This window comes from Variovorax sp. LjRoot175, from assembly GCF_964253805.1.
Taxonomy (GTDB): domain Bacteria; phylum Pseudomonadota; class Gammaproteobacteria; order Burkholderiales; family Burkholderiaceae_C; genus Variovorax.
The window spans coordinates 1,360,001-1,379,758 of the sequence record NZ_CAXURY020000001.1 but is presented as its reverse complement, the minus strand read 5'-3'; the positions used below and the strand labels follow the sequence as shown (position 1 = coordinate 1,379,758).

Sequence of the window (19,758 nt, the reverse complement as noted above, 5' to 3'; positions counted from 1 at the left end):
TTTGCGCACCCTCGCGTCGGACGATCCATACGAAAGTCGCGCCGACACGACTTTCTCCCGCCGAAAACGGCCATATGCCTGCCTTGTCGCCTTCAATCGAGACCAGAACAATGGCTGACGTCAGCAGACCCCTCGACCTGGGCGTCGTCACGGACGCTGACTACCGCCTCATGGTGGATACGATCGCGGACTACGCGATCTTCTTTCTCGACCCCGGCGGCATCGTTCTCAGCTGGAACACCGGGGCGAAACAGCTCAAGGGCTACCAGGCCGAAGAGGTGATCGGGCGCCATTTCTCGATGTTCTATCCCCCGGAGCTGCTGGAGAAGGAGTGGCCCCAGCACGAGCTCAAGGTCGCGGCCGAGGTGGGGACGTTCGAGGACGAGGGCTGGCGGCTGCGCAAGGACGGGACGCGCTTCTGGGCCAGCATCGTCATCACCCGGCTGACCGGACCGGACGGGTCGCTGCGCGGTTTTTCGAAGATCACCCGGGATCTGACAGAACGCCAAAGACAGCAAGACCTGCTTCGCACCAGCGAAGAGCGCTTCCGGCTGATGGTGGACGGCGTCAAGGACTACGCGATCTTCATGCTCGATCCCGGCGGCTACGTCGTCAGCTGGAACACCGGGGCGAAGGCCAACAAGGGATACGAAGCCGGGGAAATCATCGGCCGGCATTTCTCGGTCTTCTATCCGCCCGAGGTGGCCGCGACGGGCTTCCCCGACAAGGAGCTCGAAATAGCGCGCGAGGTCGGACGATACGAGGACGAAGGTTGGCGCGTGAGAAAGGACGGCAGCCGGTTCTGGGCCAGCGTCGTGATCACCGCGCTCTTCGACGCGACCGGTCGCCACCGGGGATTCGCCAAGGTCACGCGCGACTTGACCGAGCGCCGGCGTGCGTCCATTCTCGAGGACGAAGGACGGCGGATCACGACCTTCCTGGCGATGCTGGGGCATGAACTGCGCAACCCGCTCGCACCGATCGCCAACGCGCTGGCGATCGTCGAACATCCGAACGCGGAGGGCGGGACGCTGAAGAGAATGTCCGGCATCATCTCGCGTCAACTCAAGCAGATCACGCGGCTCGTCGACGACCTGCTCGATGTCGGCCGGATCACGAGCGGCAAGATTCACCTCGAAGCCAAGCCGGTGAAGCTCTCCGAGGTGATCGCGGAAGCCGTCGAGACCGTGAAGCCGATGGCCGACACCAAACGGCATACGCTTGCGCTCGACACGCCCGCCAAGGACCTATGGATCAGCGGCGACCGTGCCCGCATGATCCAGGTGGTCTGCAATCTGCTGAACAACGCCGTCAAGTTCACGCCGGGCGGCGGGCACATCAAGGTCCGCCTGCAAGCGGCGGGCAGCGATGCGGAGATCAGCGTGAGCGACGACGGGCCCGGCATTCCGCCCCAGCATCTGCCTCGAATCTTCATGATGTTCGCCCAGGGCGATCAGGACGTTTCCCGCTCGCAGGGAGGGCTGGGCCTGGGGCTCACGCTCGTGCAGCAGCTCGTGACGCTCCATGGCGGCGAGATCAGCGCTTTCAGCAAGGGCGTGCCGGGCCAGGGAAGCGAATTCGTCATCCATCTGCCGACCATCGCGGCGCCTCTGGAGATGCGCAGGGCCGATGGGCCGGAAGCCGGCAAGCGGGTTCTCATCGTCGACGACAACATGGATGCGGCGGAGACGATGTCCGTCCTGGTCGACAACCTGGGCTACGTCACCAGCACCGCCTTCGACGGGTATGCGGCGCTGGAGGCGATCAAGAACGAGCAACCCGACCTGGTGCTGATGGACATCGGCTTGCCGGGCCTCAGCGGCGTGGAGGTGGCCCAAAGGGTTCGCCGCGAGGTCGCCAATCCTCCGGCCTTGATCGCGGTCACCGGGTATGGACAAGCGTCGGACCGGGATACCAGTTTCGACGCCGGCTTCTATGCCCACCTCACCAAACCCATAGACGTTCGGCAACTGGAAAGTCTGCTCGGACGCCTGCTCGACAAGCCCTGACGCCTTGCGCCTCGACGCCGATCGTCAGTAGGTCTTGTACGGCAGGAACTTCCCCGACAACACCACATTCACCCGATCCCCCTTCGGATCGGCCTGGCGCTGGATGTCCATGCTGAAGTCGATCGCGCTCATGATGCCGTCGCCGAACTCTTCGTGGATCAGTTCCTTGATCGTGCTGCCGTACACGCTCACGACTTCGTACCAGCGGTAGATCAGCGGATCGGCGGGCACCGGCGTCGGCAGCGAGCCCTTGTAGGGCACGACCTGCAGCCACTTCTGCTCCTCGGGCGTGAGGCCGAAGATCTTGCCGACGATCTTGGCCTGCTTGTCGTCGAGCGTCATCTGGCCCAGGCAGGCGGCCGTCGTCCATTCCTTCGAGAGGCCGACCTTCTTGGCCACGTCGGCCCACTGGATGCCTTTGGCCACCTTGACGGTGATGATCTTTTCGGTGATGTCGTTGCGGTTCATGCGGATGCTCCTGATTGAAATGGGTAAAGGGCTCACGAGGCCTTGGCCCGCGTGACGAGAAAGTCGACGATGTGGTTGCGCAGCGCGTAGTAGCCGTCAAGGTGATGCAGCCCCGCGCGCGTGCGCCCGCGCGGCAGCGGGTTGACCACGGTCTCGGCGATGTTGCCGGGTCTATAGCCACCGGCCGTTTCCGTGCCGTTGCTCATCAGCAGGATGCGGTCGGCGAGAAGAATGGCCTCGTCGACGTCGTGCGTGATCATGAAGACGGTCTGCTGCGTCTGCCGCACGATGCTCATCAGCTCGTCCTGGATCGAGCCGCGCGTCAACGCGTCGAGCGCGCCGAAGGGTTCGTCGAGCAGCAGCATCTTGGGCTGGATCGAGAAGGCGCGTGCGATGCCCACGCGCTGCTTCATGCCGCCCGAGAGCTGCGAGGGTTTCTTGTCGATCGCGCCGTCGAGGCCGACCAGCGCGACGAACTTGCGCACCTGCTCGTCGACCTGCGCGGCCGACCAGTCGGGCCAGCGCGACTGCACTGCGAAGGCGATGTTCTTGCGCACCGTGAGCCAGGGCATCAGCGCATGGCTCTGGAACACCACGCCGCGCTCCAGGCTCGGCCCGGCCACCTCGCGGCCGTCCATGAACACGTGGCCGCCCGACGCAGTGTCGAGGCCCGCGAGCACGTTGAGGATGGTGGTCTTGCCGCAGCCCGAGTGGCCGATGATGCAGACGAACTCGCCGCGGTCGAGCGTGAAGGACACGTCGGCGAACACCGGCTTGCCGGGCACGAAGGACTTCGAAAGCGATTCGATGCGCAGAAAGCCGGCGCCGGGGCGAGCCGCAGCAGCGTTGGTTGTCATGGCGAGGGCCTGGAAAGAGCGATCACTCCACATAAGTGACTTTCTTCTGCAGGCCGGCGAACGCCAGGTCCAGCAGCATGCCGACGACACCGATCACCAGGATCGCGAAGATCACGTTGGTGAGCGAGAGGTTGTTCCACTCGTTCCACACGAAGTAGCCGATGCCGGTGCCGCCGACCAGCATCTCGGCCGCCACGATCACCAGCCAGGCGATGCCCATGCTGATGCGCATGCCGGTGAGGATGGTCGGCGCGGCCGCGGGCAGGATCACGCGGAAGGCGCGGCGCAGCGGCTTCACTTCCAGCGTGCTCGCGACGTTGAGCCACTCGCGCTTGACCGAGGCCACGCCGAAGGCGGTGTTGAGCAGCATCGGCCAGACCGAGCAGATGAAGATCACGAAGATGCCGCTCACCGACGAGTCCTTGATGGTGTAGAGCGCGAGCGGCATCCATGCGAGCGGCGAGATCGGCTTCAGCACCTGGATGAAGGGATCGAAGGCCTTCTGCAGCAAGGGCGACATGCCGATCACGAAGCCCAGCGGCACCGCGACCAGGCAAGCCAGCAGAAAGCCCAGCCCCACGCGGCCCAGCGACCAGGCGAGCTGGATCGCGATGCCCTTGTCGTTGGGGCCGTTGTCGTAGAAGGGATTCGACAGGTGCTTCCACGCGGTGGCACCCATCTCGCCCGGCGTCGGGAAGCCCGCCGACTTCACCTGGCCCGGATCCTTGCCGAGCATCTTCTGGTACTCGATCTGCTCGGCCGACATGCCGGCCTGCGAGGCAGCGCCGCCTGCGGACATCGTCGCCACCTGCCATACCGAGAGGAACGCGGCGAAGAGCAAGACCGAGAGCAGCGCCGCCTTGAGGTTCATGACCTTGTGCATGGCGTCAGGCCATCTTGCTGATCGCGAAGCTCTTGACGTAGTCCTTCGGCTTCGCGGGGTCGAACACCTTGCCCATGATCGTGAACTTGGGATAAGCGCCTTCGGGCGGCGTCTGGCCCAGTTCCTTCATGTGCTTCTTGGCATCCGTCAGCAGGAACACCTTCTCGGCGATCTGCCTGTAGTTGACCTCGCCCTTCACATAGCCCCAGCGCTTCATCTGCGTGAGCATCCACACCGCCATCGACTGCCACGGGATCGGATCGAAGTCAGCGCGATCGGGCACTGTCCTGATGTTGCCCAGGCCGTCGGCGAAGCGGCCGGTGAGCACCTGCGTGAGCACGGTCTCGGGCTGGTTGAGGTACTGCGCCGGCGCGATCACCTTGGCGATGAGTTCGCGGTTCTTCGGATCGCGCGCCATCGCCGAAGCCGTGAGCACCGAGCGGTAGAGCGCGGCGAAGGTGTTGGGGTTCTTCTGGATGAACTCGGTCGAGCTGCCGAAGGCGCAGCAAGGATGGCCGGCCCACAGGTCCTTGGTGAGGATGTGCAGGAAGCCGATTTCCTCGAACACGGCGCGCTGGTTGAAGGGGTCGGGGCCGAGATAGCCGTCGATGTTGCCGGCGCGCAGGTTGGCCACCATCTCGGGCGGCGGCACCACGCGGATCTGGATGTCGGTGTCGGGGTTGAGGCCCGCTTCCGCCACGTAGTAGCGCAGCAGGAAGTTGTGCATGCTGTACTCGAAGGGCACCGCGAACTTGAAGCCCTTCCACATCTTCGGGTCGCGCTTGTCCTTGTGCTTGTTGGCCAGCGTGATGGCTTGGCCGTTGGTGTTCTGGATCGTCGCCACGTTCATCGGCACCGCGTTGGAGCCGGCGCCCATCGAGATCGCGAGAGGCATCGGCGACAGGAAGTGCGTGGCGTCGTATTCCTTGTTGAGCATCTTGTCGCGGATCAGCGCCCAGCCCGCCGTCTTGACCACTTCGACGTTGAGTCCCTGCTTCTGATAGAAGCCCAGCGGGTGCGCCATGATCAGCGGCGTGGCACAGGTGATCGGGATGAAGCCGATCTTCAGATCCTTCTTCTCGAGCGGGCCTTTCTCCTGCGCCATGGCCTGCAGCGCGCCCAGCGGCAGCACCGACATGATCGCGGCGCGCGCGGTGCTGGCGCCCACCGCGCGCAGGAAGTTGCGGCGCACGCTGTCGACCGGGAACAACGCCTTCATGAGGCTGGCCTCGAGCTTGGCGTTCGAGTCTTCGATGGCGCCCACGTGCTCGCCGGGCGCATGGTCGCGCCCGCACGCGCAGCGCATCACCAAAGGCCGGTCGGCGTCGTAAGGGTCGCAGGCATTGGCGTCAGGCAGTAGGGACATGGTGCACCTCGTTGAAAAGATGCAGCAGCGATGCAAGGGCCGGGCCGGTTGCGCACCTGCGCGGCCTCTTCACGCCTCTTCACGCGAAATCGCGAGAGGCCGGTCGACGCCGTGTAGGGCCAGCACTACATGGATGTCGGCTTGGCGTGCCGTTCGGCATATAAGGCGAGCTCGACGTCGTTCTTGGTACCGGTCTTTTCGAGGATGCGCGCACGGTAGGTGCTGACCGTGTTGGGCGCCAGGCCGAGCTGCGCACCGATTTCGCTCACGGTCTGCCCGGCCGTGAGCAGGCGGAACACCTGGTGCTCGCGGTGCGAGAGCGCCTCGGCGCCCAGCGCCGATGCATTGCCGACGGCGGCCGCCAGCGCCTCGGCCGTGGCGGCCGACACATACCTGCCGCCGGCCGCCACCTTGCGCACCGCGCCGACCATGTCGTCCGGATCGGCGCTCTTGTTGAGGTAGCCGGCCGCGCCCAGCTTGATGCAGCGCACGGCGTACTGCTTCTCGGGGTAGGTGCTGAGCATCAGCACCGGCAGCGCGGGCCACTGTTTGCGCAGCGCCTGCAGCACGTCGAGGCCGTCGCGCGCCGGCAGCGCGATGTCGAGCAGCACCACGTCCAGGCCCTGCGTGCCGCCGAGCGCGGCCACGCTCTCCAGCACCTCGGGGCCGGTCTGCGCCTCGGCCACGACCAGCATCTCGGGCACGCCGTTCGACAGGTCGCCCAGCACCTGCTTCAGGCCTTCGCGCACGATGCGGTGGTCGTCGCCGATCAGCACGCGGATGTCTTTTGGCTTCGTCACAGCGGCATCTCCAGCTGGAACACGCTGCCGGCGCCGGGCTCGCTCTCGATCTCGATGCGCCCGCCGAAGTGGCGTGCGCGCTCGCGCATGCCGAGCACGCCGTAGGCGGTGGCAGCTTCGAAGACATGGGCCGGAGCGCCGATGCCGTTGTCGCGCACGGCGATGCGCAGCAACGACGCATCGGCCTCGATGCGGATGTCGAGCCGCGAGGCTTTCGCATGGCGGCCGACGTTGCTGAGCATCTCCTGGAAGATGCGGAACACCGCGATCGCCGCCGGTTCGGGCAGCTCGATGCCGGGCTGCACCTCCATGTGCCAGGCCAATTCGAGCTCGGCCGACTGCACGAACTCGTGCGCCTGCCATTCGAGCGCGGCCCACAGGCCTTGGTGATCGAGGATGCTGGGCCTCAAGTCGGTGATGATGCGGCCGACGTTGTCGACCGCGCGCTCGATCAGCCCGCTCATGTTCTGGCACTTGCCGCGCATGAGCGTGCGCATGTCTTCGGCGGCTGCCGGGCTGCGCTCCTGCTGTTCGCCGAGACGCTTGCCGATCCAGTTGACGTCCATCTTGAGCGCCACCAGCAGGCTGCCGAGTTCGTCGTGCACCTCGCGCGCGATGCGCGTGCGCTCGTCCTCGCGCACCTTGTCGAGCCAGGCCGAGAGCTCGCGCAGCTTGGCCAGCGCGTCGCTCAACTCGCGCGTGCGCTCGTCGACGCGCAGGCCCAGCTCGTCCTTGGCCTGCTGCAGCGCCTCGGCCGCGCGGCGGCGCTCGGTGATGTCAACGAAGGTGATGACGGCGCCGCGCACCTGGGCGCCGTCCACGATGGGGTGGCTCGAATACTCGACCGCGAAAGCGCTGCCGTCGGCGCGCCAGAACACCTCGGTGTCGATGCGGCAGGGCAGGCCGCGGCGGAAGGCGTTGAAGATCGGGCAGTCGGTGTCGGCGTAATGCGAGCCGTCCGGGTGCGAGTGGTGGGTGAGCTCGTGCATGTTGCGGCCCAGCACCTCGGCCTGCGCGTGACCGAGCATCTGCGCGCCGGCACGGTTGATGAACATGCAGTGGCCGTCGAGGTCGATGCCGAAGATGCCCTCGCCGGTGGACTCCAGCAGGAGCCCGAGCGGGTGCTGCCAGAGCGGGTGGCTGGCCGGTGTCGGCAGGACGGGTGTCTCCATGCACCAGATGCAAGCAACAGGCGTGCCGGGTTGGTGCACCCCGATAATCGACACCCAACGCCATTCACGACCAAGGAGACCTCGCGTGCCCGACCTTTCCCGGATCACCTGCATCGAAGACCTGCGAGTGATCGCCAAAGAGCGCGTGCCGCGCATGTTCTACGACTATGCCGACTCCGGCTCCTGGACCGAGGGCACCTACCGCGCGAACGAAAGCGACTTCCAGAAGATCAAGCTGCGCCAGCGCGTGGCCGTCAACATGGAAGGCCGCTCGACGACGAGCACCATGATCGGCCAGGAGGTCGCGATGCCGGTGGCCATCGCGCCCACGGGGCTGACCGGCATGCAGCACGCGGACGGCGAGATCCTCGGCGCGCGCGCGGCCAAGGCCTTCGGCATTCCGTTCACGCTCTCGACCATGAGCATCTGCTCGCTGGAAGACATCGCCGAGCACACCGACCGGCATCCCTTCTGGTTCCAGCTCTACGTGATGCGCGACCGCGACTTCATCGAGCGGCTGATCGAGCGCGCGCGCGCCGCCAACGTCTCGGCGCTGCAGCTCACGCTGGACCTGCAGATCCTCGGCCAGCGGCACAAGGACATCAAGAACGGCCTCACTGCGCCGCCCAAGCCCACGCTCGCCAACCTGATGGACCTGGCGACCAAGCCGCGCTGGTGCATGGGCATGCTGGGCACCAAGCGCCGCACCTTCGGCAACATCGCGGGCCATGCGAAGGGTGTGAAGGATCTGTCGTCGCTCTCGTCCTGGACGGCCGAGCAGTTCGACCCGACGCTGAGCTGGGCCGACGTCGAGTGGATCAAGAAGCTCTGGGGCGGCAAGCTGATCCTGAAGGGCGTCATGGATGTGGAAGATGCGCGCCTCGCGGCCTCCAGCGGCGCCGATGCGCTGATCGTCTCGAACCACGGCGGGCGCCAGCTCGACGGCGCGCCCTCCTCCATCGAGGCGCTGCCGGCGATCGCCGAGGCGGTGGGCACCGAGATCGAGGTCTGGATGGACGGCGGCATCCGCAGCGGCCAGGACGTGCTGAAGGCGCGCGCGCTGGGCGCCCGCGGCACGCTGATCGGGCGCAGCTTCCTCTACGGCCTGGGTGCCTTCGGCCAGCCCGGCGTGACGCGCGCGCTGCAAATCATCCAGCGCGAGCTCGATCTCACGATGGCGTTTTGCGGCCGCACGCAAATCGACGAGGTGGATTCGAGCATCCTGCTGCCGGGCACGTTCTAGGGCCTGTTAACAGGCCCTAGCGCACCGGCACGCGCGATTCGAGCGGCGGGCTGCGGTAATCGGGCTTGAAGCGGCAGCGGTCCTTGCCGCCGTCGTTGAAGGTGGGCTCGAAGGCGGCGCAACGCGTCGCCAGCGAAGCCGGCGTGGGCTTGTCGCCCTTGTCGATCCAGTCCACGAGCGCCGCGAACAGCGCAGGGTATTCGGGCTCGCTCAGATAGCTGTGCTCGGATTCATCGCTGAAGCTTTGAACCAGGCGGTCGTCGGTGCCGGCGCTTTCGCGGATCGCGCGGTAGGCACTCTCCAGTTCGACGAAAGCGGTCGGGTCGTGGATCGCGTGCAGCGTGAGCGTGGGGAGGGTGGTGCGGCCGGTGGGCCGGCTGTCGCTCGCGAGCGCGCCCTGCGCCTGCGGATCGGCCGCATAGCGCAGCACGCCGGCATTGAGCGCCGCATCGTCGACCGAGCCCTGGTAGACGACGCCGACATTGCCGAAGGGATTGCGGCCGCCCAGGCGATCTTGCGCCAGGTCCTGGAACAGCCAGGTCGCCCAGTTGAGATGGCCGACCAGCGTGCGCTCGGGAATCTTCACCACCGAGAGGATGGTCTTCAGCCGCGCCGCCTGCTCGGGCGAGCGCTGCGCGGCCGGCATGCCCACGCCGGTGCAGGCCTTCACGCGCTCCGCGAGTTCGGCGCGCGTGAGCTTCGAATCCTTCGGCAGGCCCATCCACAGCGGGTACTGCGGCTCCTCGGGTTTCGGATGGTTGCGGCAGACGTACTGGTAGACCACGCGCAGGTCGAGCCGGAACTCATAGGCGCTGTTGCCGCCGCCGAGCACGCCGTTGGTCAGCAGCACGCCGTCGTAGGGACCCGGCTTGCCGTCGACCTGCGCATAGAGCTCGGCCGCCTTCGAAACCACGGCGCCGCCGTAGCTCTGGCCGTGCAGCAGCGTGCGGCGCGGTGCGCCGAAGTGCGCAACGAAGAGCCCGCGCAGGCGCTCGGTGTCCTCGGCCGCCATCGTCACGCCGTAGCCGCCGCGCCGGTAGGTCGAGCCGGCCCAGGCATAGCCGGCATTCACCGTGACGGCCCAGCGCTCCAGGTCCTTCCGGCTGCGCTCGAGCGCCGGCGGGCCGGTCTCAGGGCCGCCGTGCGCATGCATGACCAGCACCTTGTTCCAGTCGCGCGGGATCGCGATCCAGTAGAAGGCGCCGGCGCCGTCCTGGCCGGTGTAGCAGCGCGCGGTGCTCGGCACCGGGGCCGGGCAGCTCGCCGGCGCCGGCGATGCCGCGTGGGTGGCCCATGCAGCCGCGAGGCCGACGAGCAGGACGAGGATCGCTTCCTTTTTCTTCATCAATGCCGCACTCCGAGTTCCAGCGCCGCGTTCGAACCCGAGGTGGACACGAAGCCGAGGACGCCCTGGTTGAAGATGAAATTGCCGGGGCGTCCGGCATCGGCCTGCACGACGCCGACCACGGGCGTGTCGTAGCCGAGCACGGCGGCCGCGCCGCCCAGGTTGAAGCTGCTGCCTGCGACGGTGGCCTCGCGGGTTTCGCCCTGCACGCTGGCAACGGCGTAGACGCCGTCGGCCGCACCGGGGGCCAGGCTCTGCTGGATCGCCAGCAGGCGCATGCCCTGGTTGGCCGTCGACTCGCGCACCAGGTGCAGCGGCACCGCAGCGCCGTTGACCAGGCCGATCACCATCGAGCCGCTGAGCGTGCCGCCGGTGGTGGTGGCGCCGCCGGTCGGCGAGGTGGTGTAGACGTCGAAGGCGCCGCGCGCGGCGGTCCAGCTGATGTAGCCCTTCTCGGTCTGGGTGCAGTTGGGGTCGTAGATCATGAAGCGGCCGGTCACCGGGTCGCGGCAGTACTGGAAGGTACCCGCATTGCGCAGCCGCACGGCCGCGGCATGGGCCGCGGTGCCGCCCGTGCCCTGCTGCACGCCGACCGCGTTGAAGATGTTCGCGACCGGGTTGAACACGGTCGGCGTGGCGGCGTTCTCGAAGCTGTTGCGGAAAGCGACGAGCGGCAGGAAGCTGCTGCCCGCGGGCGCCGCCACGCCCCCCTGCAGGACGCCGCCGGCGGCGAAGCTGAAGACCGCGCCGTTCTCGGTGCTGCCGTAGCTGCAGTTGCCCTGCGCGATCAGCGTGCCGCTGCGCTGCGTGCCGGCCGCGCGCTGCAGGCTGGCATCGATGGTGACCGTGTAGGCCATCATCGACGGATCGACGAGCACGTCGAGCTCCTCGCCCGAACTGTTGCCGCCCTTGTAGTGCGTGGCCGCGGCCGGCAGATTCGGACAGGCGAGCGGGTCGCCCGCTTCCTGCACGCAGCTGTAGTTAATCGCCGCATCGAGGCTGCCGCTGCCGCGGTACTTGGGCCAGGCCGGGAACTGGCACAGCGGCCGCGTGCGGCCGAAGCTGCCGGCCACGCTGTCCATCGCCACGCCGGTGGCCGGCGCCAGGCCGCCTTCGACCCAGCCTTCGAGCGCCGCGAGCGAGTCCCAGGCCGGGATGAAGACGCCGGTGCCGTGACCCATGCCGGGCACTGTGTAGAAGCGCACGCCGCGGTCCACCGCGTCCTGGCCGACGGTGGTGATCAGCTGCTGGTAGTAGTCGATGGTGGAATTGGGACTGATCACTTCGTCGGCCAGCCCGTGCAGCAGGATCAGCCGTCCGCCGCGCGAGAAGAAGGGTCCGAGCTGCGGGTTGGTGGCGTCGGTGATCGCCGACACCTCGGTCACGCGCGCCGCATAGGGGCCGGGGTCGAGCGGATCGAAGCCGAGCGAGTCGAAAGCCTCGATGCGCGTGACGAAGAACTTCACCCACTGGTCGCCGGTGACGTACATGTTGGCGTCGGCCGAGGTCGCGGGGTTGGCAGGCACGGGCCGCGATCCGAGGTCGCGCGTGGTGTAGGGCCCGGCCACGAGCGCGCCTTCGAGGATGTTGTAGCCGCCGGCGCGGCGCACGCCGTTGGCGAGCGCATAGCTGGTGAAGACCAGCGGCGACTCGATCGCGCGGATGCTCGCGAGCTGCGGGTCGGAGAGGCAGCCATCGCCGTTGTCGGTGCCGCCGCTGCAGCGCAGCGAGGCCAGGATCTGCGTGTTGAGCTGGCGGCAGCTCTCGACGTTGCTCACGATGCCGTCGCTCGCGCCGTCGAGCCGGTCGCAGGCCTGCAGCACGGTGCGCTGCACCAGCAGGGTCTTGGCGACGTTGACCCAGCCCGCGCCGCCATTGGCATAGAGCGCGCGGCCCACCGCCACGTTCGACAGGCGCGTGCCGCTGTAGTTGAGCGCCGGCTCGTTGGCGATCACACCGTCATAGTCGCCGGGCCAGCGCTGGATGTAAGCCAGCGCGTCGCGCCCGCCGGTGGAGGTGCCGAGGAAGTAGGCCTTCTTCGGCTCGCTGCCGTAGTGCGCGCGCGCCAGCAGCAGCGCGACGTCATGCGTCTTCTTGAGCGACTGGCCGCCGTAGTTGGCCAGCGCCTCATCGTTGGCGGCGAAGCGGCCGTCGGTGATGCTGCTGCTCTGGTGGCCGGAGTCGTCGCCGAAGGTCGCGTAACCGAGCGCCAGCGGCGCGGGCTTGCCCGGCGGGCCGAAGCGGATGGTTTCGGTGCCGTCGATCAGGCGGCCGTTGAAGCCGCCGCCGCCGAAGTGAATCACCTTCTGGTTCCACTGCTGCGGCAGGTTGACGGCGAAGTTGATCGCCGGCGCGTTCGGGTCGACCGGCTGGATGCTGCCGCGCACGCGGCAGTGCGCGCCGAGCACATTGCCGGGTTCGTTGGCCGCCACCTCGACGGCGGAATTCACGGTCGCACCGCCTGTCGCCAGGCCGATCTGCGCCGCGGCCAGGCTCATGCCGGCCAGCGAGGCGCAGGCCACGCGCGGCGTGATCGGGCCGGGCGGCGTGACGGGCGGATCGGTGTCGGCGTCCGAGCTGCCGGGCGAGCTGGCCGGCGGATTCGAGAAGCCGGCGAAACCGGCGTTGCCGCCGCCGCCTCCGCCGCAGGCGGAAAGAAGCAAGGCGAGGCCGAAAGCGATGAAGGTGCGAAAGCGCGAGAGGCGCATGGGTATGTCTCCGGAATGAGGCCTCATGGGGGCCTCTTGGCTGGGGCACCGAAGATGCGCGACGCCTGACCTAGCGTCAAATAAAATAACAAGCCTTGTTCAATACGAAAAAAATATGGAGATAAGAGCACTTCGCTACTTCGCGGCCGTGGCCGAGACCGGCCACATGACGCGCGCGGCCGAGCAGTTGGGCATCCAGCAGCCACCGCTCAGCCAGCAGATCAAAGGGCTCGAGCGCGAGCTCGGCGTGGCGCTGTTCCGGCGCCATCCGCGCGGCATGGCGCTGACCGATGCGGGCCGCCAGTTCCAGGCCGAAGCCCTGCGCATGCTGCAGGACATGGAGACGGTGAAGCAGCGCATGGCACGCGTCGCGAAGGGGCAGGAAGGCGTGCTCTCGTTCGGCTTCACCAGCTCGGCGGCGGCGCACCGCTTCATGCCCGATGCGCTGCGCGCCTTTCGCCGCAGCCACCCCGGCGTGGAGCTTCGGCTGCGCGAGAACAATGCCGCCGAACTGACCGAGGCGCTGGCCGCCGGCCGATTGCATTGCGCCCTGCTGCGCGTGCCGGTGGCGCGGCCCAAGGGGCTCCGGTTCGAGATGCTGCTGCGCGAGCCGGTGCTGGTGGCGATGCCGCGCGACCATCGCTTCGCCGGTGCCGGCGAGGCGGGCGCGCCCCTGTCGCTCGCGCAGCTGTGCGAGGAAGACATGATCCTCGTGCGGCGCCCCGGTGCGCCAGGGCTGTACGCGGACCTGCTGGCGCTTTGCAACGCGCAGGGTCTCAGCCCGCGCGTGGTGGCCGAGGTGGACCGCATGATGACCAACCTGAACCTGGTCGCCGCCGGGGTCGGGCTGTCGGTGGTGCCGGCGTCGATGGGCGGCGTGCATCCGCACGCGATCCGCTACGGCCCGCTGGCCGGCAGCGAGCGGCTCGATGCGCCGCTCACGCTGGTGTCGCGCGAGGACGAGGACAACCTGCCGGCCCTGCATTTCGCCGCGCTGCTGCGCGAGCTGGCCGCGGCATGACGCACCTGCAGCGCCGCACGCTGGGACGGTGGGGGCTCGCCACGCTGGCAGCGCCCTTCGCTGCACGGGCGGCAACCGCATCCTGGCCGGATCGGCCGGTTCGCCTGCTGGTCGTCTACCCGCCCGGCGGGGTCAGCGACAGCATGGCGCGCGCACTGGCCGAGCCGCTCGCGCAGTCGCTGGGCGTGCCGGTGCTGGTCGAGCATCGCGCGGGCGCGGGCGGCAGCGTCGGCATGGATGCATTGACGCGCGCGGCGCCGGACGGCCACACGCTCGCCTTCTCGGCCATCAGCCCGCTGACCCTGCAGCCGCTGCTCGCGCGCGTGCGCTACGACCCGCTGCGCGCGTTCACGCCGGTGGCCAGCGTGATGCGCACGCCGGTGCTGGTGGTGGGCACACCGGCCTTCGGCGGCCGCGACTTCGACGAGATGATCGCGCTCGCGCGAGCGCGGCCGGGTGCCGTGCGCTGGGCCAGCTCGGGCGTGGCGACCATCGGCCACATGGTGCTGGTGCAGGTGCGCATCAGGAGCGGCGCCACGATCACGCACATCCCCTACCAGGGCGGCGGGCCTCAGCTCAACGACGCGCTGAGCGGACAGTTCGAGGTGCTTTCGACCAACGTGGCCGCGCAGCAATTGCGGTACATCCAGGCCGGCCGCCTGCAGGCGCTGGCGGTGGGCGCGCCGGCGCGGCTCGATGCGCTGCCGCAGGTGCCGACGCTGGCGGAGCTCGGCTTCGCACAGGCCAACCTGGCGTCGCTGTTCGGCATCTTCGCGCCGGCACGCACGCCGGACGCGGTGGTGCGGCGGCTCAATGCCGAGATCAATCGTGCGCTGGAGGGCAGCGTGCTGCGCGAGCGGCTTCGAGAAGCGCACAACCTGCCGGCCATCGGCAGCGTCGACGCCTTCGCGCGCGAGATCGCGCTCGACCGGCAACGCAACCAGGCACTGGTGGCCGGCCACGCGGCCTTGTTCGAATAAGGCTTCAGTCCTCGGCGGCCCAGAGCGTCGGGTATTGCGAAACGAAGCCCTCCGGCGTGACCACCAGCATGCTCTCGTAGTCGAAGCGCGGCGCCTGGTACCAGTATTCGCTGTCTGCGCGCCGCTCGTAGGTCTGCATCAGCGGGCCGAGGCTGTCGTCATCGAGGTCGAGCCAGGCCGCCGGCGCCTGGGCGCTCTCGCCGAGCTTGAGGTTGAGGCGTCGCAACTGCACGAGGTTGGTGGCAGGCGTGAAGCCGAAATCCAGGTCCGTGCAATGGGCCAGACCAGGCACCACCTGGTCGTTGAAAGACCATTCGCCGTTGCTGCCACGCGCGATCGCGAAGTCGACGGCCGCAGAACCGATCCAGCCGCGCACGCGGCCCCATTGCGCATGCCACGCGTTGTCGCAATGCACGCGATAGTCCAGCCGCACGGGCCGGCCGTCCTCGTTGCGGAACACCGCGGCGCCGTCGAGCTGCCACCCGTTGCCGTGCTTTTCGAGACGGCAGGCGTCATGGCCGGGCAGGTCGAGCCGGCGCCAGAACATGGTGGCAACGATTTGCATGGCCATGATGATGTCATCGATGCCCCTCGCGCACCAGCACCCGCGCCGAAGCGTTCAAAATCGGTACCGTGACAGCCGCCCCGATCCGCCGCATTGCCCACCTCGACATGGATGCGTTCTACGCCTCGGTGGAATTGCTGCGCTATCCGCAACTCAAGGGATTGCCGGTGGTGATCGGCGGCGGGCGGCGCAAGGTCGACGAAGCGATCCGCAATCTGCCCGAGGGCGGCACGCTGGCCGACATTCCGGTCGAGGCCTTTCCGCTGCTCAAGGACTATGCCGGCCGCGGCGTGATCACGACCGCGACCTACCCGGCGCGCCAGTTCGGCGTCGGCTCGGCAATGGGACTCATGAAGGCGGCGAAACTGTGTCCGCAGGCACTGATCCTGCCGGTCGACTTCGACGAGTACCGCAAGTATTCGCGCAGGTTCAAGCAGGTGATCGCCGAGATCGCGCCGGTCATGGAGGACCGCGGCGTCGACGAGGTCTACATCGACTTCACGGAGGTGCCGGGCGGCCAGCGCGAGGGCGGCCGCGTGCTGGCGCGGCTGATCCAGCGCTCGATCTTCGATGCCACCGGCCTCACCTGCTCGATCGGCATCGCGCCCAACAAGCTCCTGGCCAAGATGGCGAGCGAATTCGACAAGCCCAACGGCATCTCCGTCGTGTTCGAGAGCGATCTGCAGACGCGCATCTGGCCGCTGCCTTGCCGCAAGGTCAACGGCATCGGGCCCAAGGCCGACGAGAAACTCCAGCGCTTCGGCATCCTTACCATCGGCGAACTCGCGGCTCGGGAGCGCGACTGGCTCGTCGAGAACTTCGGCAAGGCCACCGGCGCTTGGATGCACGAGGTGGCCTGGGGCCGCGACGAGCGGCCCGTGGTGACCGAGAGCGAGCCGGTGTCGATGAGCCGCGAGACCACCTTCGACCGCGACCTGCAGGCGGTGCGCGACCGCGCCGAACTGGGCGCGATCTTCACGCACCTGTGCGAGAAGGTCGCGGAGGACCTGCAGCGCAAGGGCTACGTCGGCAAGACCATCGGCATCAAGCTGCGCTACGACGACTTCAAGATCGCCACGCGCGACCAGACCATCGACCACTTCACCGCCGACGCGAAGACCATCCGGCGGACCGCCGGACTGTGCCTCAAGCGCGTGCCGCTCGATCGGCCGCTGCGGCTCCTGGGTGTGCGCGTGGGCGCGCTGGTGAAGGCGAACAGTCCCGAGGCTTCTGCGGCCGACGCGCTTCCAAGGGCGGCGAACCGGTCGCGCGGCCTGGCCGATGCGGCGGCGGCTACCGCCTCGCTGTTCTAGGCTTCTTCAACGCACTGGCACGCCGCCCTGCCACTGGAGGTCAGTTCGCGAGGCTGCGCTTGATCGCGAGCGTGATCGCGGTGGCGGGCGCGCATCGCACCCTCGGCACCTGCGGCATCCCACAGTCGCGCACGGCGCGCGCCAACGGTCTGGTCTACATCAACCCGGAGATGCTCGGTCTGAGCCGGGTGAAGCGCGGCAACAGCTTTCGCTACCGCAACGCCAAGGGCCAGTGGCTGCGCGACGTCGACGAGCTCTCGCGCATCCGGCAGCTGTCCATTCCGCCCGCATACACGGATGTCTGGATCTGCCCGCTGCCGAACGGGCACCAGCAAGCGCCCGCGTCGCGCGCGACCTGCAGCCAGGCAGCGAAAGGACGACGCTGGACCGCGAGCTGATGCTGGCCACGCTGGTGCGGCTGCTCGACACCACCTTCCTGCGCGTGGGCAACGAGGAATATGCGAGCAGCAACAGCTCCTATGGCCTCACCACCTTGCGCAACAAGCACGCCGAAATCCGCGGCGCCTCGCTCAAGCTGCGCTTCCGGGGAAAAAGCGGCGTGCTGCACGAGGCGAGGCTCGACGATCCGCGGGTGGCCCGGGTGGTCCGTCGCTGCCAGCAGCTGCCGGGGCAGGAGCTGTTCCAGTACCAGGACGAGGACGGCATGCCGCGCATCCTTTCGTCGACCGACGTCAACGACTACTTGCGCGAGGCCGCCGGCGACAATTTCACAGCGAAGGATTTCCGGACCTGGCACGGCACCGTGCAGGCGCTCGAACTGACACGGCTGGCTTGTTCAGACGTCGATCCGGCGGACGCGTCACCCGCCATGCGCTACAGCGCCAAGGAGATCCTGGGCGTCGTGGCCAAGCAGCTCGGCAATACGCCGGCAGTCTGCAAGAAAGCCTATGTGCATCCGGCCGTTCTGGCACTCGGCTCGAAACTGGCAGGCGATGCGGGCGCCATGAACGACATCTGGCAGGAGATCGCCGGCAGAACTAAAAGTGTGCGCCGGCTTCACTCCGCTGAGGCGCGGCTGCTGGCTTTCCTGCATCGGCACTGGTTGGAGTCCAGGCGCGAGCAGAAGGCCGTGCGAGGCGCCCCAAAGCAAAAAGCCCAACCATTTCTGGTTGGGCTTTTTGGGGCTGTAAGAGCCTGACGATGACCTACTTTCACACGGGAACCCGCACTATCATCGGCGCTGAGGCGTTTCACTGTCCTGTTCGGGATGGGAAGGAGTGGGACCACCTCGCTATGGTCATCAGGCATAAAGGGTTGCTGTATTGACTGGGTCAATACAACGAATTCATAGAGTTTGGAATCAGCTTTGAGTGTTTTGAATGCGTCAACTTGGCATAACACCTTGATCGTAGATCAAAGTTATAGGGTCAAGCCGCACGAGCAATTAGTATCGGTTAGCTTAACGCATTACTGCGCTTCCACACCCGACCTATCAACGTCCTGGTCTTGAACGACTCTTCAGGGGGCTCGAGGCCCCGGCAGATCTCATCTTGAAACGAGTTTCCCGCTTAGATGCTTTCAGCGGTTATCTCTTCCACACTTAGCTACTCGGCAATGCCACTGGCGTGACAACCGATACACCAGAGGTGTGTCCACTCCGGTCCTCTCGTACTAGGAGCAGGCTTCCTCAAATCTGCAGCGCCCACGGAAGATAGGGACCAAACTGTCTCACGACGTTTTAAACCCAGCTCACGTACCTCTTTAAATGGCGAACAGCCATACCCTTGGGACCGGCTACAGCCCCAGGATGAGATGAGCCGACATCGAGGTGCCAAACACCGCCGTCGATATGAACTCTTGGGCGGTATCAGCCTGTTATCCCCAGAGTACCTTTTATCCGTTGAGCGATGGCCCTTCCATACAGAACCACCGGATCACTATGTCCTGCTTTCGCATCTGCTCGACTTGTCAGTCTCGCAGTTAAGCACGCTTATGCCATTGCACTATCGTCACGATGTCCGACCGTAACTAGCGTACCTTCGAACTCCTCCGTTACGCTTTGGGAGGAGACCGCCCCAGTCAAACTGCCTACCATGCACTGTCCCCGATCCAGATAATGGACCTAGGTTAGAACCTCAAACACACCAGGGTGGTATTTCAACGTTGGCTCCACAAGATCTAGCGACCCTGCTTCAAAGCCTCCCACCTATCCTACACAGATCTGTTCAAAGTCCAATACAAAGCTACAGTAAAGGTTCATGGGGTCTTTCCGTCTTTCCGCGGGGAGATTGCATCATCACAAACATTTCAACTTCGCTGAGTCTCAGGAGGAGACAGTGTGGCCATCGTTACGCCATTCGTGCAGGTCGGAACTTACCCGACAAGGAATTTCGCTACCTTAGGACCGTTATAGTTACGGCCGCCGTTTACTGGGACTTCAATCAAGAGCTTGCACCCCATCATTTAATCTTCCAGCACCGGGCAGGCGTCACACCCTATACGTCCACTTTCGTGTTTGCAGAGTGCTGTGTTTTTAATAAACAGTCGCAGCCACCGATTTTTTGCAACCCATTCATGCTCCGTTGTTCACTTCACACTAATAGGGCACACCTTCTTCCGAAGTTACGGTGTCAATTTGCCGAGTTCCTTCTCCTGAGTTCTCTCAAGCGCCTTAGAATACTCATCTCGCGCACCAGTGTCGGTTTGCGGTACGGTCGTGTGTAGCTGAAGCTTAGTGGCTTTTCCTGGAACCTCGTTCAGTCACTTCACCAGCAAGCTGGCTCGATCGTTGGCCTCGGTATATGACGGGCGGATTTGCCTACCCATCGCCTACTTCCAACTAAACCGGGATATCCAACACCCGGATGACCTATTAAGATCCGTCCCCACATCGCACTACACATCGGTACAGGAATATTGACCTGTTTCCCATCAGCTACGCATCTCTGCCTCGCCTTAGGGGCCGACTCACTCTACGCCGATGAACGTTGCGTAGAAAACCTTGCGCTTACGGCGAGGGGGCTTTTCACCCCCTTTAACGCTACTCATGTCAGCATTCGCACTTCTG

At 66.3% G+C, this 19,758-nt stretch carries 16 protein-coding genes and 2 rRNA genes (1 of these 18 running past the window's edge); 7 read left to right on the top strand and 11 right to left on the bottom strand.

What is annotated here, in order from left to right; all coding sequences use genetic code 11:
- Positions 1–110 precede the first annotated feature (110 nt).
- Positions 111–2,009 carry a hybrid sensor histidine kinase/response regulator gene (locus tag ACSQ89_RS06925; RefSeq protein ID WP_436292564.1) on the top strand — a complete coding sequence of 633 codons (1,899 nt, stop codon included), beginning with the start codon at positions 111–113 and terminating at the stop codon, positions 2,007–2,009.
- A gap of 24 nt (positions 2,010–2,033) precedes the next feature.
- On the opposite strand, the gene cynS is transcribed toward ACSQ89_RS06925, so the two are convergent.
- From cynS to ACSQ89_RS06895, 6 genes are all read right to left on the bottom strand, one after another.
- Positions 2,034–2,477, bottom strand: a complete 444-nt coding sequence (gene cynS, locus ACSQ89_RS06920; RefSeq protein ID WP_093106799.1) for a cyanase — start codon at positions 2,475–2,477, stop codon at positions 2,034–2,036.
- Positions 2,478–2,509: 32 nt separating this feature from the next.
- Entirely contained in the window at positions 2,510–3,334 is an 825-nt protein-coding gene (locus tag ACSQ89_RS06915) for an ABC transporter ATP-binding protein (RefSeq protein WP_436292563.1), read from the bottom strand.
- Positions 3,335–3,356: 22 nt separating this feature from the next.
- A complete protein-coding gene (ntrB, locus tag ACSQ89_RS06910; protein ID WP_093106804.1) occupies positions 3,357–4,217 on the bottom strand; it encodes a nitrate ABC transporter permease in 861 nt (286 codons plus the stop codon).
- A 4-nt stretch (positions 4,218–4,221) separates the two neighbouring features.
- Positions 4,222–5,583, bottom strand: coding sequence for a CmpA/NrtA family ABC transporter substrate-binding protein (locus ACSQ89_RS06905; protein WP_436292562.1), 1,362 nt, complete (start codon positions 5,581–5,583; stop codon positions 4,222–4,224).
- A 125-nt stretch (positions 5,584–5,708) separates the two neighbouring features.
- Entirely contained in the window at positions 5,709–6,383 is a 675-nt protein-coding gene (locus ACSQ89_RS06900) for a response regulator (protein ID WP_093106809.1), read from the bottom strand.
- The gene (locus ACSQ89_RS06895) at positions 6,380–7,555 is read right to left on the bottom strand and encodes a PAS domain S-box protein (protein ID WP_436292561.1); all 1,176 of its coding nucleotides are present in this window, start codon (positions 7,553–7,555) and stop codon (positions 6,380–6,382) included. The genes ACSQ89_RS06900 and ACSQ89_RS06895 overlap by 4 nt, the downstream gene beginning before the upstream one ends.
- Before the next feature lie 85 nt (positions 7,556–7,640).
- On the opposite strand from ACSQ89_RS06895, the gene ACSQ89_RS06890 reads away from it, so the two are divergent.
- The gene (locus ACSQ89_RS06890; protein WP_093106814.1) at positions 7,641–8,798 is read left to right on the top strand and encodes an alpha-hydroxy acid oxidase; all 1,158 of its coding nucleotides are present in this window, start codon (positions 7,641–7,643) and stop codon (positions 8,796–8,798) included.
- Positions 8,799–8,814: 16 nt separating this feature from the next.
- Here ACSQ89_RS06890 and ACSQ89_RS06885 read toward each other — a convergent pair whose 3' ends face one another.
- Together ACSQ89_RS06885 and ACSQ89_RS06880 are read right to left on the bottom strand one after the other, a co-directional pair.
- Positions 8,815–10,143, bottom strand: a complete 1,329-nt coding sequence (locus tag ACSQ89_RS06885; RefSeq protein WP_436292560.1) for a hypothetical protein — start codon at positions 10,141–10,143, stop codon at positions 8,815–8,817.
- Positions 10,143–12,851 (bottom strand): tannase/feruloyl esterase family alpha/beta hydrolase, encoded by a 2,709-nt coding sequence (locus ACSQ89_RS06880; protein ID WP_436292559.1) that lies wholly within the window; start codon positions 12,849–12,851, stop codon positions 10,143–10,145. Before ACSQ89_RS06880 ends, ACSQ89_RS06885 begins: the two co-directional genes overlap by 1 nt.
- 115 nt (positions 12,852–12,966) lie before the next feature.
- On the opposite strand from ACSQ89_RS06880, the gene ACSQ89_RS06875 reads away from it, so the two are divergent.
- Together ACSQ89_RS06875 and ACSQ89_RS06870 are read left to right on the top strand one after the other, a co-directional pair.
- A complete protein-coding gene (locus ACSQ89_RS06875) occupies positions 12,967–13,872 on the top strand; it encodes a LysR family transcriptional regulator (protein WP_436292558.1) in 906 nt (301 codons plus the stop codon).
- A complete protein-coding gene (locus tag ACSQ89_RS06870) occupies positions 13,869–14,852 on the top strand; it encodes a tripartite tricarboxylate transporter substrate binding protein (RefSeq protein WP_436292557.1) in 984 nt (327 codons plus the stop codon). The genes ACSQ89_RS06875 and ACSQ89_RS06870 overlap by 4 nt, the downstream gene beginning before the upstream one ends.
- Before the next feature lie 4 nt (positions 14,853–14,856).
- Here ACSQ89_RS06870 and ACSQ89_RS06865 read toward each other — a convergent pair whose 3' ends face one another.
- Positions 14,857–15,423, bottom strand: coding sequence for a putative glycolipid-binding domain-containing protein (locus tag ACSQ89_RS06865; protein WP_436292556.1), 567 nt, complete (start codon positions 15,421–15,423; stop codon positions 14,857–14,859).
- A gap of 101 nt (positions 15,424–15,524) precedes the next feature.
- On the opposite strand from ACSQ89_RS06865, the gene ACSQ89_RS06860 reads away from it, so the two are divergent.
- From ACSQ89_RS06860 to ACSQ89_RS06850, 3 genes are read left to right on the top strand one after another with little or no spacing between them, the layout of a single operon-like run.
- Positions 15,525–16,730, top strand: coding sequence for a Y-family DNA polymerase (locus tag ACSQ89_RS06860; RefSeq protein ID WP_093106828.1), 1,206 nt, complete (start codon positions 15,525–15,527; stop codon positions 16,728–16,730).
- Positions 16,731–16,789: 59 nt separating this feature from the next.
- The gene (locus tag ACSQ89_RS06855; RefSeq protein ID WP_436292555.1) at positions 16,790–17,128 is read left to right on the top strand and encodes a hypothetical protein; all 339 of its coding nucleotides are present in this window, start codon (positions 16,790–16,792) and stop codon (positions 17,126–17,128) included.
- Complete coding sequence (locus tag ACSQ89_RS06850) at positions 17,128–17,889, top strand: hypothetical protein (protein ID WP_436296150.1); 762 nt, start codon at positions 17,128–17,130, stop codon at positions 17,887–17,889. Before ACSQ89_RS06855 ends, ACSQ89_RS06850 begins: the two co-directional genes overlap by 1 nt.
- Here ACSQ89_RS06850 and rrf read toward each other — a convergent pair.
- Together rrf and ACSQ89_RS06840 are read right to left on the bottom strand one after the other, a co-directional pair.
- Positions 17,884–17,996 (bottom strand): 5S ribosomal RNA (gene rrf / locus ACSQ89_RS06845). The genes ACSQ89_RS06850 and rrf overlap by 6 nt on opposite strands.
- A gap of 118 nt (positions 17,997–18,114) precedes the next feature.
- Positions 18,115–19,758 (bottom strand): 23S ribosomal RNA (locus ACSQ89_RS06840) (it continues 1,229 nt past the right edge of the window).

Excerpts from the sequence above, each read along its gene's own strand:
- ACSQ89_RS06915 (WP_436292563.1), bottom strand. The coding sequence starts at position 3,334 with ATGACAACCAACGCTGCTGCGGCTCGCCCCGGCGCCGGCTTTCTGCGC.
- ACSQ89_RS06865 (WP_436292556.1), bottom strand. The coding sequence starts at position 15,423 with ATGGCCATGCAAATCGTTGCCACCATGTTCTGGCGCCGGCTCGACCTG.
- ACSQ89_RS06885 (WP_436292560.1), bottom strand. The coding sequence starts at position 10,143 with ATGAAGAAAAAGGAAGCGATCCTCGTCCTGCTCGTCGGCCTCGCGGCT.
- ACSQ89_RS06895 (WP_436292561.1), bottom strand. The coding sequence starts at position 7,555 with ATGGAGACACCCGTCCTGCCGACACCGGCCAGCCACCCGCTCTGGCAG.
- ACSQ89_RS06875 (WP_436292558.1), top strand. The coding sequence starts at position 12,967 with ATGGAGATAAGAGCACTTCGCTACTTCGCGGCCGTGGCCGAGACCGGC.
- ACSQ89_RS06925 (WP_436292564.1), top strand. The coding sequence starts at position 111 with ATGGCTGACGTCAGCAGACCCCTCGACCTGGGCGTCGTCACGGACGCT.
- ACSQ89_RS06860 (WP_093106828.1), top strand. The coding sequence starts at position 15,525 with ATGGATGCGTTCTACGCCTCGGTGGAATTGCTGCGCTATCCGCAACTC.
- cynS (WP_093106799.1), bottom strand. The coding sequence starts at position 2,477 with ATGAACCGCAACGACATCACCGAAAAGATCATCACCGTCAAGGTGGCC.
- ACSQ89_RS06850 (WP_436296150.1), top strand. The coding sequence starts at position 17,128 with ATGCTGGCCACGCTGGTGCGGCTGCTCGACACCACCTTCCTGCGCGTG.
- ACSQ89_RS06905 (WP_436292562.1), bottom strand. The coding sequence starts at position 5,583 with ATGTCCCTACTGCCTGACGCCAATGCCTGCGACCCTTACGACGCCGAC.
- ACSQ89_RS06880 (WP_436292559.1), bottom strand. The coding sequence starts at position 12,851 with ATGCGCCTCTCGCGCTTTCGCACCTTCATCGCTTTCGGCCTCGCCTTG.
- ACSQ89_RS06870 (WP_436292557.1), top strand. The coding sequence starts at position 13,869 with ATGACGCACCTGCAGCGCCGCACGCTGGGACGGTGGGGGCTCGCCACG.
- ntrB (WP_093106804.1), bottom strand. The coding sequence starts at position 4,217 with ATGCACAAGGTCATGAACCTCAAGGCGGCGCTGCTCTCGGTCTTGCTC.